Raw genomic sequence first — 12,267 nt, 5'->3', positions numbered from 1 at the left:
CTTCAACCTAACCGGCGGCGTCGCGCACATGAAGGATGGCGTCGACGATGGCCTGGCCGAACCGCCGGCCCAGCAGGCTGGCGTGACCGGCCTGATCGACATTGACGGCATAGGGATAACGGGATGCTCTCGCCGGCGCGGCCTGGGCCGATTTCCACGCCGCGCGATTGCCGACCGGGCCGGCGGTGACCACGGCGACCGGCCAGGTCGGGTCGTAATTTCCGGCCTCGCGCGCCTGGGCGGCGTCGGTGAGCCATAGCGTGACCTCGTCCGCCGCCGCGCGGTTGGACGGCCCGGAACCGAACGCCGCCTGCTTGGCCCGGACCGCGTCGGGGGGCAGGCCGATGCCGTCGCCCAGCAGCGGGGCGAGGGGCTTCAGGAGGCCGATGGAGGCGGCCGAGCTGGCCAGGCGCGAGATCTGGCCGAACCGCTCGACGAACATCCGCAGGGTCGCGTTGTCTGAGGCCTCGGCGGTGGTGGCGTCGACCAGCACGATGCCGGCCACCTGGGCCGGATGGGTGACGGCGTAGAGGCGGACATGCAGGCCGGCCATCGAATGGCCGACGAAGATGAAAGGCCCTTCCTCGCCCGAACGCGCGATCAGCTTTTCCAGGTCGGCGGCGATGGCGCGGCTATCGCGAGGCGCTGGCCCCGGATCGGAACTGCCCAGCCCGGCGCGGTCATAGGCGCAGGAACGTTGGCCCTTATCGGCCAGCCGCCGCTGCACCTCGGCCCAGTCGGCGGCGATGCCGAACGCCCCGGATTCGAACCAGACGGTGGGGTGATCGGATTTCGGGCCGACGCAGACCAGGTGCAGAGACCGGCCGCCGATATCGACCATCCGGCCTCTTGGTGCGTTCGAACTGACGGCGGCCATGGCGCCTCCCAGCGCAATCAGGAGCAGGACGGCCAGCAACAGTCCGGCGGGAATGCGCAGGGCAAGCTTGAGCATAGCGCCAACTTAGACGACGGTGCGGCCGGGAACAGGTGGGAAGGTTTCAAGAATGCGGCGACCGGGGATCGAGGTGCTGTGGGGCGCGCTGGCGGGGCTGGTCGCCCTGCTGATCGCCCGCATGCTGCTGCTCTACATCTTCCCGCCGCCGCCGGGGGTGAACCTGGCCGACGCCGAGCAGATCCGCCAGCTGGCCGGCACCCTGACGGCCGGGGTGTTCGTGGCGCTGGTCCTGGCCTGGATCATCGCCGCCGCCGCCGCGGCCTTCGTGGCCCTGACCATGGGCGAGGGCGAGCCGTCGAGCGGCTGGATGGCCGCCGCGCCGGTCGGGCTGCTGGTGGCCTGGCGGGGCCTGGCCCTGCACTACCCCGTGTGGGTGGTGTTGATCGGGCTGGTCTTGATGGGCGCCGCCGCCTTCGGGGTGGGCCGGCTGAGAGGCAGGTCGCCCGGCCGGTAGCCGGACGGATCGGCCGCCGGCGCTTTGGGCGGTTCGCGGACCGGCAGATCCAGGTCGGCGACCGGGGTCAGGACCATGCGCATGCGGCCGCCGCGGATCGTCCTGACGTCCTGGCCGGACGCGGCGGAACTGGCGACACTCTGGCGCGGCGCGGCCGGGGCGGCGACGCCGGCCGGCCAGCGGGACACCTGGGCCAGACGCACCCGGGTCGGAATACGGGCGGCGGCGGTCAGCGGCAGGGTCTTGGCGCTGGCGAAGGTCTGGCCAATGAACAGGGCCGGGTTGAGCGGCTTGCCATTCAGGCGGATCTCGAAATGCAGGTGCGAGCCGGTCGAGCGGCCGGTGCTGCCGGCATAGCCGACGGTCTGGCCCGACTTGACGGCCTCGCCGGTCTTCAGGGCGCCGAGCCGGCCCAGGTGGGCGTAGAAGGAGGTCAGGCCGTTGGCATGGACGATCTCCACGAAGCGGCCATAGCTGCCGCTGGTCCCGGTGCGGCCGACCACCCCGTCGAGGGTGGCCCGCACCAGCGAACCGGCCGGGGCGGCGATGTCGACGCCTTCATGCAGCCGGCCGCCCTCTTCCCAGGGCATCTTGCGCATGCCGAACGGCGAGTTGATGCCGCAACCGGCGATGGGGTCGATGAAGGCCAGCAGGGTGACGGGCGCGCGCAGGGCCGGGGCGGCGTGCGGATCGGCGGCATTCGCCTTGGCGACGACGGCGGGCTGGATGCTGGCCGAATAGTGCTGCTCGTGCCGGGTGGTGGCCCCGACGGCCCAGGCGCCGCCCATGCCGAGAGCGGCGCTGACCAGGCCGATAATCACGGGAGCAAGGGCGCGCACGCCCGGTATGGGCGCGGTCGTCTGACTGATTTTCACATCAACCTCGTGCTGATCCGTTGAGCCAAGTCGCGGGGCCGCCGAGGTTGGACGGCCGGGCATCAACAGGATGGGTATGGACGGCGGGCAGATGCCCGCCGTTTGGGGCCAAACAAGGGCGACGCGGTCAGACCGCGATGGCTTGACGCAGTTCGGCGGGTTCGGGGGAACTGGGGACCGGCTCTTCGGCGGCAACCCGCACGAAGGGGACCAGGTTGTCTTCGACGGTGGGCAGCGGCGGCAGGGCGACGACGCCGCGCTCTTCGGGGGTCAGCATGTAGCCGGCGTTGCGCGCGCGAATGCCGGGGGCCGAGCGCGACACGAAGACCGAGATCGGGGTCGAGAGCAGCAACGGCAGCACGATGGGGGTGAACCAGGCGATCAGGTCCGGGCGCAGGCAGAGGCAGGCGGCGAAGACCACCCCGACCACCAGCTCCCAGCGGTGCGCCATGGCCGCGTCGCGCCAGGAGATGTCGTGGCTGTCGCGGGCGCTGGTCGACCAGCCGGAGTCGCGACCCGACAGGGCCTCGAAGATGATGCGGGTATGGGCGACCATCATGATCGGGGCGATGGTCGCCGAGAGGGCCATTTCCAGCAGGGCGCCCTTGAGCACCATCCGGCCGCCGCCGAACAGCGCGCGCTCCTGCTTGTTCGCCAGCACCAGGGCGGCGCCCAGCATCTTGGGGCCCATCAAGAGGACCATGGAGACCATGGAGATGAACACCATGGCCGTCATCGGATGGTGGGCGTGCATCGTCTGCCAGGTCGGCAGGGCCCTGACGCCCAGGGTGGCGTAGAGCTGGATGCCCATGCCGACCACCAGCGAGGCCAGCCACAGCGGCGAGGCCAGATAGGCCAGCACGCCGAAGAACAGCTGCAGGCGGCTGACCGGGTGCAGGCCGGGGGCGAAGATCAGCGGGATGTGCTGCAGGTTGCCCTGGCACCAGCGCCGGTCGCGGGCCATGAATTCGGCGAGGCTCGGCGGGGTCTGCTCGAAGCTGCCGCCCAGGGCCGCCGTCACATGCACGCCCCAGCCGCCGCGCCGCATCAGCGAGGCCTCGATGACGTCATGGCTCATGACGTGGCCGCCGAACGGACGGGGTCCTTTCAGGATGGGCAGGCCGGCGCATTCGGCGAAGGCGCGGACGCGCAGGATGGCGTTGTGGCCCCAGTAGCTGGCCTCCGAGCCCGACCACCAGGCCAGGCCCGTGGCGGCGACGCGGCCATAGAGGCGCACGCCGAACTGCGAGGCCCGGGCGAACAGGCTGTCGCCCTCGATGATGGCCGGGGTGGTCTGGATCAGGCCCGCCTGGGGATTGCGCTCCATGGCGCCGACCAGCTGCAGCAGGGTGTCGGCGGTCATGACGCTGTCGGCGTCGAAGATGATCATCGACTCATAGGCGCCGCCGAAACGCTGCACCCATTCGGCGACATTGCCGGCCTTGCGCTCATGGTTCTCGGCCCGGCGGCGGTAATAGGCGCGGCAGGACGAGCGGGCGCGGAAGGCCAGGAAGGAGCTCCATTCCTCCAGGGCGATGGGGTCCTTGGTGGTGTCGCTGAGCACGAAGATGTCGAAGGCCTGCTCGGCGCCGTGGGCGGTCAGGTCGGCCTCGATGCGGGCCAGCCGCTCGAAGACGCCCCTGGGGTCCTCGTTGTAGACCGGCATCAACAGGGCGGTGCGGGTGGTCGGCCGGGGGGCCTGGGCCGGGAAGTTCAGCTCGTCGCGGTCGCCGCGGGCCAGCCGCACGCAGAAGCCGAGGAAGGCGCTGGAGAACCAGCAGGCGATCGAGGTGATCAGGATGGCGAACAGGCCAAGCGCGGCGATCTCGGCGCCGGTGAAGCCCTTCTTGGCGTAGATGGCGAAGGGGGCCCAACCAGCAAGCGTGGCCAGGCAGAGGGTGGCGGCCAGCAGGGTCAGGCGGCGCAGGCCGACGTTTTTGGGCGAGGTGGCCGGCGTGCGGCCCACGGCGCGCCTGGTGGTGAAGGATTGGCGCGGCATGGCCAGCGGGGATTCGCCCGGCAGCAGGGTGCGGCTGACCGTTTGCGGCGTCACAAAGGGCTGGGTTCCGTGCCGGACCTCCAGGCCACTCATTCCGTGCATTGGCGCCAATCCCTAACTCAAGGTCTCGAACCGGCGGCCCGAGAGGGGCCGTGATCGGTTCGTGATCAACTTCGCGGTTATCAAGGACGCTTTCCCTCGGCCCGTGATCTCGCGGTTGCGAACACGGCGATGTGAAAAACGCCCCGTCTTAGGCCGGATTTCCCGGGAAATTGCAACTGAAACTACCGAATCTCCAGGGATTTCTTCCAGCAAAGGCCGGCCGGCTCGCAGGCGCCGCATTTTTCGCGCTCCGGTCATCAGAAAACGCCCGTTTGCCTCGTCTTCACGCAGTCATCACGAAACTGAGAGCAGAATATGGCCAGATTTTGGAGAACAATTCCCGCCGTAGGGGAGGCGCTCAGGCTTGGCCGCGACTCAATGCCACGAGCCGCCGCTCCAGCGCCCAGGCGGCGACGCCGGTCCAGCCGATCAGCACCAGGGCGAATCCGCGTTCCCACCAGCCGACGTTGAAGTCGTTCACCAGACCCTTGAAGACCAGGTGGCGGGTCAGGACGGTCAGAACCGCCATGGCGATGAAAACCAGGGCAAGAAACCACCGCAGACGCCTCATTTCGCGCACCCGCGCCAGGCCCCAGATCAGGCAGAGCGGGGCGAACATGATGAAAAGGCCCAGATTGACCAGCCGGTGGCGCGGGTCGGGCCAGGGAATGAGGCCCGCGACCACCATGCCAACGCCCGCCAGGATGAAGGCGGCGGCGGTCACCCCGGCGGCCCAGCGCGAGCCGTCCAGGGCCAGGAGAGCGAGGGCGAACCCGACCCCCGCCACGGCGGCCGAGACGCCGGCGAACACCACCATGCTGTTGAACAGCCAGGGCGCGGGGGCGTGCAGGCCGCCCAGTTCGCTCAGATACTGCCGGGACTGGTCGTAGTCGGGCCAGCTGAGCGTCGCCAGGACGACGGCGATAAAGGCGACGACCGGCGCGGCCATGCCGACCGCCAGCATCAGCCGCCGCCGCCGGAAACGCGGGGTCATGCCGCCTCGGCGGACCGTTCGGCGGGGGCCGGAGTCGATGCGGGGGCGGGCATCCGCGAGACAGCCCCTCGCGCCTTGAGCGGCTTGAGGCCCCAGATCGGCCGGATGGGATCGACCCGCCGCACCAGTTCATAGACCGCCAGGCTGCCGCCCAGGGTGATGGCCACCAGGGCCGGGGCCTCGATCCACAGGGGCAGACCGATGCGCAGCAGCAGGTAGCCGGCGGCGACCAGCAGGGTCTGGTGGATCAGGTAGCAGGGAAAGATGGCCTGGTTCAAATAGCGCAGGATGGGGCTGTCGGCCCGGCGCAGATGCCTGCTGCCAAAGCCAAGGATGGCGGCGATGGTCGCCCACTGGTCGAGCGCGAACATCCCGGCCTTGACCGAGCCGTCGAAGGCCATGCCGCCAGGATGGACTTCCAGCGCCATCAATAGCGGCAGGGCGATGAGGGCCAGGCTCAGCGCGACCCAGCGCTGCCGCTCGAGGCTGCGCCAGAAGCCGTCCTGGCCGACCAGGGCGAAACCAGCCAGGAAGGCGGCCAGCGAGATGGCATGGTTGTACCAGTCGCTGGTCAGGTGGTTGGTCAGGCCCCAGCGCCAGAACAGGAACTGGCGAACCAGGCCCAGATAGACGATCGGCAGGACCAGCAGCCGCCAGCCGGAGGTGGCCCAGGCCAACGCCTTTTCCAGCCTGGCCAGCGCGGCGGGCTGGGCCAGCAGGGCGATGGCCGCCAGGCTGTAGACGGCGATGTAGAGCACGAACCACAGATGGTTCAGCGGCAGGGTCTCGAGGTTGGCGGGGCTGAACTGGTTGAGCCACCAGGCGCCCAGCCCCTGATGCCAGCTGCCCTTGGCCATGGCCTCGATCCAGGCCTGGGGCGGCACCAGCACCAGCACCCCGAACAGGAAGGGCGGGGCCAGCCGGGCGATGCGGGCCTTGAGCACGGCGCCGGGAGTCAGGCGGCGGGACATCAGCCGCAGGGCCGCGCCCGAGACCAGGAACAGCAGGGTCAGCCGCCAGGGATTGGTGACCAGGGCGCCGTCCCGCAGCCATTCCAGGTAGTGGCGCGAATGGACGTGCCAGTCCCAGGGCGCATAGACCAGGGCCACATGGTAGAGGATCAGCAGGCCAAAGGCCCCCACGCGGATCCAGTCGAGATCGGCGCGGCGCGCGGAAGGGGAAACGGTCACGGACACGTGAGCCCTATGACGCGCCGCAGCGCATCTGTCCATCCGGCAGGCCACTGACAATGACTTTGAAGACGGCCTGCATGATCTTTGGGCAACGCTCCCCGGACCTTATGCCGCAACGCGGTAGGGGCTGTTTCGCTCCCGGAAATGCCTCAGGATCGGTGACAGTAACGCGGAGGATTTCCTGGTCCGCCTTGCCCGACTTCAGAGCCCCGGTCCGCTCACGCGGGCCGGGGTCTTTTCTGGGTCGGCGACACTCAGGAAGGCCCAGACGTGGCGATAGAGCCCGTCGCGGACCAGGGTGCTGTGGTCCGAACCCCGCATCGCCTCGAACCGCTTGGGCTGGCTCGCCATGGCGTAAAGCTGCTGGCCGAATCGGAACGGGATGACGCTGTCGCGCGTACCGTGGACGATCAGCACCGGGATATGGACCTTGCCGATCCAGTCGGTGGACTGGAAGCGGTCCTTCATCAACAGCCGCACCGGCAGCCAGGGAAAGCGGATGGCGGCCACGTCGGTGGTGGAGGTATAGGGGGCCTCCAGGATCAGCGCCCGGGCCGGCCGCTGGGCCGCCAGCCGCACGGCCAGGCCCGAGCCCAGGCTGTAGCCCTGGATGACGATCTTGCCGGCCGGATAGCGGGCCGCCACCCAGTCGTAGGCGGCGTTGGAGTCCTCGATCAGGCCATGCTCGCTGGGGTGGCCCTCCGAGCCCGCATAGCCCCGATAGCCCACCGCGAAGAAGCCGACCCCGGCCTCGGCGAACCGCTTCCAGCGCCACTTCTGGTGGGCGAGGCCCTGGCCGTTGCCGTTGAAAAACAGGAGGACGGGTTTGTCGCCCTCGGGCGGCAGGTACCAGGCGACCAGCCTGGTTCCGTCCGCCGCTGTCAGGTGGATGACCTGGATTGGCGGCCCATCGGCCGGCGGAGCGATGAAGGTCGGGTCGGGCTGGTAGAGGTATTTGCGCTGGTCGACATACATGACCGCGACCAGGGCGAGGTACATCGTCAGGGCCACGCCCAAGGCAACCGCCGCCAAACGCACCAAAGCCTTCCGCAAAGCACCCTCCCCCGTGAACGACGGCGAGGCTAGCACGTCGCCGGTCAGAAACGATTGTGCAGCGGCTCGGCGGCGATTTGGTGTTCATCCTCGTAGAGCACGAAGCCGGGTTCTCGGGTCGTCAAAACCTCGACATGGATGCCGCAGTCCTCCAGGGCCGCCTTCAGTCCGTGCATGCGGCGGATATGTTCCTCGGCGGCCGGCTTGAACCACGACAGGGCCGACTGCCCGCCTTTGCGGGAGAAATGCTTGGGCGCCTCCAGGTTCTCGTTGAACCAGGTAATGGCGTCCTCGACCTCGGCCAGGGCCCAGCCGCTGGCATGATCGCTCTCGCGCGCCGTCCGAATGGCCTGGAACAGGCCCAGCCGCGAGCGTTGCCCCTCGACCAGTTCGAAACAGACAAAGCGGACAAAGACCGGCCGTTCGTCCGGCCGGCGGCGGACGGCGGCCCGGGGCGGACGCGGCGGCCTTGGCCCCATCAGAGCCCCTTGATGATCCCCTCGACCATCTTCTTGGCGTCGCCGAACAGCATCATGGTGTTGTCGCGGAAGAAGAGCTCGTTCTCGACCCCGGCATAGCCCGAGGCCATGCCGCGCTTGACGAAGAGGATGGTGCGGGCCTTCTCCACGTCGAGGATCGGCATGCCGTAGATGGCGCTGGTCGGGTCGGTCTTGGCGGCGGGGTTGGTGACGTCGTTGGCGCCGATGACGAAGGCCACGTCACAGGCCGGGAACTCGGCGTTGATGTCCTCCAGTTCGAAGACCTCGTCATAGGGGACGTTGGCCTCGGCCAGCAGCACGTTCATGTGGCCGGGCATGCGGCCGGCGACGGGGTGGATGGCGTATTTCACCTCGACCCCCTCCTCCTTCAGCTTGTCGGCCATCTCGCGCAGGGCGTGCTGGGCCTGGGAGACCGCCATGCCGTAGCCGGGGACGATGATCACCTTGCTGGCGTTCTTCATGATGAAGGCCGCATCGTCCGCGCTGCCCTGCTTGACGGGCCGGGTCTCGACCTTGCCGCCGGCTCCGGCGGCCGCGTCCTCGCCGCCGAAGCCCCCCAGGATCACCGAGATGAAGCTACGGTTCATCCCCTTGCACATGATGTAGCTGAGGATGGCGCCCGAGCTGCCGACCAGGGCGCCGGTGATGATCAGGGTGACGTTCTGCAGGGTGAAGCCCAGCGCCGCCGCCGCCCAGCCGCTATAGCTGTTCAGCATCGAGACCACGACGGGCATGTCGGCCCCGCCGATGGGGATGATCAGGGTGACGCCAATCAGCAGGGAGAGGGCGAAGATGCCCCAGAAGGCCCAGATGGCGGTCCCGCCGCTGATCACCAGCATGATCACCAGGGCGACGATGCCGGCAGCGATGGCCAGGTTGAGCAGGTGGCGGGCCGGCAGCAGGATCGGGGCGCCGGACATGTTGCCGTTCAGCTTGGCGAAGGCGATCACCGAGCCGGTGAAGGTCACCGCCCCGATGGCCAGGCCGATCGACAGCTCGATCAGCGACTGCAGGTGGATGCGGTCGCCCTCGGCGATGCCGAAGCCGGCCGGTGTGTAGATGGCGGCCACGGCCACCAGGCAGGCGGCCATGCCGACCAGGCTGTGGAACAGGGCGACCAGCTGCGGCATCTGGGTCATGGCCACCCGCCGGGCCACCACCGCCCCGATGCCGCCCCCGATGGCGACGCCGCCGCCGATCATCAGCACCGTCACCAGGTCGAGATTGCCGCTGGACCACAGCGTGCCCAGGGTCACCGCCACGGCGATGGCCATGCCCACCATGCCGTTCAGATTGCCCCGCCGGCTGGTCTCCGGGCTGGAAAGACCGCGCAGGGCCAGGATGAACAGCACGCCCGAGACGATATAGGCGATGGCGGCGAAGTTGGCGTTCATGCGGTGGGTTCCATCGCCGGAGGCGGGGTGTCTTTGGAAGTGGACTTGGCCTTGCGGTGCTCGGCCCACTGGATGGCGGTCACGATGACGATCACCGCCAGCACGGTCAGCAGCCAGAGCGAAGCGCCCTGGGCGGCGCTGACGATCTGGGGCAGAACAAGGACGCAAAGCGCCAGGTAGAGCGCGAACGCCAGGCCGCTCAGGATCCGGGCGATCCGCCGCCACGGGCCGGGGGAGACTTTTCGCGCGGCGTCCAAGCCCACGCTCGTGAACAGCATACTCATCTGTGCGAGCGGATTGAGCTGCACGAGGGGCAGATGGTCCCGCCACAGCAACACCAGGCTGGCGCCCAGCCCGGCCAGGGCGAGGCTGTTGGCGACCAGCACCCAGAAAACCGAGACGGACCCGCCCTCGATATGCCGGCTGACCCGGAGCAACAGGTAGCCGATCAGCAGAACGGCCACGGCTCCCCCGCCGATGGCGGCCACGCCCTTGAGGTCTTCCAGGTTCATGGCGTCCCCTCCGGTGAGGAATCACCGGCCCGCCGGTCGGCCCCGTCCCAGGGCGTGCGGGCGCGGACGGCGGCGATCCATTGCACGATCACCGCCGCCAGGATCAGGGCCACGGCCAGGCCGCCCTGGATCAGGCCGGAAAGATTGGAGTTCTGGCGCACCAGCAGCGAGAGCTGCATCAGGCCCAGCGAGGTCAGCAGCAGTCCGGCGCTGTTCAGCCAGCGGCGGCGCTTGAGCACCACCCAGATGTAGGCGCCGGTTCCGGCGAGACCGCCGATTCCGCAGGCATACCCCAGGAGCTGGATGGCCAGTGGGCTGTTCATCAGGGGCGCGGCCTACTTGGCCTTCTTCTTGTACATCCCCAGCATCCGCTGGGTGACCAGGAAGCCGCCGAAGATGTTGACCGCCGCCAGGCCCGCGGCGACCGCGCCGGCGCCCTTGGATATCCAGACACTGCCGGCTTCCGGCCCGCCGGCCAGCCCGACACCCTTGGAGGCGGCGGCGAGCAGGGCGCCGACGATGATCACCGAGGAGATGGCGTTGGTCACGGCCATCAGCGGGGTGTGCAGGGCCGGGGTGACGCTCCAGACCACATAGTAGCCGACGAAGATGGCCAGCACGAAGATGGCCAGGCGGAAGATGGTGGGATCGACGACGGAGGCGTCCATGACGGTCAGGTCCTTGCGATCTTATTTGTTGAGGAGCGCCGGGTGGACGACGGCGCCGTCCTTGGTCACCAGCGCGGCCTTGAGGATTTCTTCCTCGAAGTCGGGGGCGAAGGCGCCCTCCTTGGTGAGGAAGAGGCCCGCGAAGGCCATCAGGTTGCGCGAATAGAGGGCGCTGGCGTCGGTGGCGATGCGGCCGGGCAGGTTGGCGTAGCCGACGATCTTGACCCCGCCGGTCTCGACGATCTCGCTCAGCCTGGCGCCCTCGACATTGCCGCCCTGCTCGACGGCCAGGTCGATCAGCACCGAGCCGGGTTTCATCGAGGCGACCTGGGCGGCGCTGACCAGGCGGGGCGCGGGCCGGCCGGGGATCAGGGCGGTGGTGATGACGATGTCCTGCTTGGCGATGTGGCCGCTGACCAGCTCAGCCTGCTTGGCCTGGTATTCGGGGCTCATCTCCTTGGCGTAACCGCCGGCGGTCTGGGCGTTCTTGAACTCCTCGTCCTCGACGGCCAGGAACTTGGCCCCCAGGCTCTCGACCTGCTCCTTGGTGGCGGGCCGCACGTCGGTGGCGGTGACCACCGCGCCCAGCCGGCGGGCCGTGGCGATGGCCTGCAGGCCGGCGACACCCACCCCCATGACGAAGACCTTGGCGGCGGCGACGGTGCCGGCGGCGGTCATCATCATCGGCAGGGCCTTGCCGAAGGTCTCGGCGGCCTCGATTACGGCGCGGTAGCCGGCCAGGTTGGCCTGGCTGGAGAGCACGTCCATCACCTGGGCCCGGGTGATGCGCGGCACGAACTCCATGGCGAAGGCCGAAACCTTGGCCTTGGCCAGGGCTTCCAGCGTCGCCTTGTCCTGGTGGGGGTTGAGCGTGCCGACCACGATGGCGCCGGGCTTCAGCGCCGCGATCTCGGCCGCTTCCGGCCCGCGCACGCAGAACAGGATGTCGGCCTTGCCGATCGCCGCCTTGGCGGTCTTCTCGAGTTTGGCCCCGGCCGCCTCATAGTCGGCGTCGGTCACCGAGGCGGTGAGGCCCGCTCCCGCCTCGACCACGACCTCGAAGCCCTGGGCGATCAGTTTCTTGACGGTATCGGCCGTGGCGGCGACGCGGGTTTCGCCAGCGCGGCGTTCCCTGGCGACAGCGATAACAGCCATGCAAGCTCCCCAAACGCCGACTCTCAGCGCGGCCTTGGGGCCCTGTTTAGGGGATGATCTTGCCTGTTGTCGAGCCCGGCGATATTGCGCCGCGAAAGATTATTGCCGCAATGCAGCAATTTCGCGGGGCCTAGTGGCTGCCGGCCGGCTTGCCGCGGAAGAAGACGATGCCCAGCGCCAGCAGGATCACGCCCGGGACCGCGCCGCCGAAGAAGCCCAGGTCGGTGCAGAACCAGATGGTGGTCATCACCAGGGCGACCGCGATGAACAGGCAGCCCCACTTGGTGAAGTTGCCGAACGCCACATAGGTGGCTTCCTGCTCGGAAATGTCCTGGTCGCCGCGGTGGTATTCGGAAGCCATAGGGTCTCGTCCGCCAAAAGGTGTTGCGCCCGCTTACAACGAGCCGAGGCGC

At 68.9% G+C, this 12,267-nt stretch carries 14 protein-coding genes; 1 reads left to right on the top strand and 13 read right to left on the bottom strand.

The window, feature by feature from the left end; translation table 11 throughout:
• Nucleotides 1-7: 7 nt before the first annotated feature.
• A complete protein-coding gene (locus QO010_RS14275) occupies nt 8-952 on the bottom strand; it encodes an alpha/beta hydrolase (protein ID WP_307350182.1) in 945 nt (314 codons plus the stop codon).
• Nucleotides 953-1,004: 52 nt separating this feature from the next.
• Between QO010_RS14275 and QO010_RS14270 the strand changes: the two genes are divergently transcribed.
• A complete protein-coding gene (locus tag QO010_RS14270; RefSeq protein ID WP_307350181.1) occupies nt 1,005-1,409 on the top strand; it encodes a hypothetical protein in 405 nt (134 codons plus the stop codon).
• Here the strand turns inward: QO010_RS14270 and QO010_RS14265 are convergent.
• The 12 genes from QO010_RS14265 to QO010_RS14210 all read right to left on the bottom strand — a co-directional run bounded on the left by QO010_RS14265 (nt 1,316) and on the right by QO010_RS14210 (nt 12,215).
• Nucleotides 1,316-2,248, bottom strand: coding sequence for a M23 family metallopeptidase (locus tag QO010_RS14265; RefSeq protein WP_307350179.1), 933 nt, complete (start codon nt 2,246-2,248; stop codon nt 1,316-1,318). The two genes, QO010_RS14270 and QO010_RS14265, sit on opposite strands and share 94 nt — an antisense overlap.
• A gap of 163 nt (nt 2,249-2,411) precedes the next feature.
• Nucleotides 2,412-4,376: a glucans biosynthesis glucosyltransferase MdoH gene (mdoH, locus tag QO010_RS14260; protein ID WP_307350177.1), complete on the bottom strand. Its 1,965-nt coding sequence runs from the start codon at nt 4,374-4,376 to the stop codon at nt 2,412-2,414.
• Between the two features lie 367 nt (nt 4,377-4,743).
• Complete coding sequence (locus QO010_RS14255) at nt 4,744-5,379, bottom strand: DUF998 domain-containing protein (RefSeq protein ID WP_307350174.1); 636 nt, start codon at nt 5,377-5,379, stop codon at nt 4,744-4,746.
• A complete protein-coding gene (locus QO010_RS14250; protein ID WP_307350172.1) occupies nt 5,376-6,569 on the bottom strand; it encodes an acyltransferase family protein in 1,194 nt (397 codons plus the stop codon). Before QO010_RS14250 ends, QO010_RS14255 begins: the two co-directional genes overlap by 4 nt.
• Before the next feature lie 204 nt (nt 6,570-6,773).
• Nucleotides 6,774-7,583, bottom strand: coding sequence for an alpha/beta hydrolase (locus QO010_RS14245; protein WP_307350170.1), 810 nt, complete (start codon nt 7,581-7,583; stop codon nt 6,774-6,776).
• Nucleotides 7,584-7,669: 86 nt separating this feature from the next.
• Nucleotides 7,670-8,104, bottom strand: coding sequence for a hypothetical protein (locus tag QO010_RS14240; protein ID WP_307350168.1), 435 nt, complete (start codon nt 8,102-8,104; stop codon nt 7,670-7,672).
• Nucleotides 8,104-9,519: an NAD(P)(+) transhydrogenase (Re/Si-specific) subunit beta gene (locus tag QO010_RS14235; protein ID WP_307350166.1), complete on the bottom strand. Its 1,416-nt coding sequence runs from the start codon at nt 9,517-9,519 to the stop codon at nt 8,104-8,106. The genes QO010_RS14240 and QO010_RS14235 overlap by 1 nt, the downstream gene beginning before the upstream one ends.
• The gene (locus QO010_RS14230; protein ID WP_307350164.1) at nt 9,516-10,031 is read right to left on the bottom strand and encodes a hypothetical protein; all 516 of its coding nucleotides are present in this window, start codon (nt 10,029-10,031) and stop codon (nt 9,516-9,518) included. The genes QO010_RS14235 and QO010_RS14230 overlap by 4 nt, the downstream gene beginning before the upstream one ends.
• Nucleotides 10,028-10,354: a hypothetical protein gene (locus QO010_RS14225; RefSeq protein ID WP_307350162.1), complete on the bottom strand. Its 327-nt coding sequence runs from the start codon at nt 10,352-10,354 to the stop codon at nt 10,028-10,030. The genes QO010_RS14230 and QO010_RS14225 overlap by 4 nt, the downstream gene beginning before the upstream one ends.
• Nucleotides 10,355-10,366: 12 nt before the next feature.
• On the bottom strand, nt 10,367-10,699 hold the full coding sequence (locus QO010_RS14220) for a proton-translocating transhydrogenase family protein (protein WP_307350160.1): 333 nt from the start codon (nt 10,697-10,699) through the stop codon (nt 10,367-10,369).
• Between the two features lie 21 nt (nt 10,700-10,720).
• Entirely contained in the window at nt 10,721-11,854 is a 1,134-nt protein-coding gene (locus QO010_RS14215; RefSeq protein ID WP_307350159.1) for a Re/Si-specific NAD(P)(+) transhydrogenase subunit alpha, read from the bottom strand.
• 130 nt (nt 11,855-11,984) lie between these two features.
• On the bottom strand, nt 11,985-12,215 hold the full coding sequence (locus QO010_RS14210) for an aa3-type cytochrome c oxidase subunit IV (RefSeq protein ID WP_307350158.1): 231 nt from the start codon (nt 12,213-12,215) through the stop codon (nt 11,985-11,987).
• Nucleotides 12,216-12,267: the final 52 nt, after the last annotated feature.

The sequence above is a fragment of the Caulobacter ginsengisoli genome (assembly GCF_030814835.1).
Taxonomy (GTDB): domain Bacteria; phylum Pseudomonadota; class Alphaproteobacteria; order Caulobacterales; family Caulobacteraceae; genus Caulobacter; species Caulobacter ginsengisoli.
This window is presented reverse-complemented; position numbering and strand designations above follow the sequence as displayed.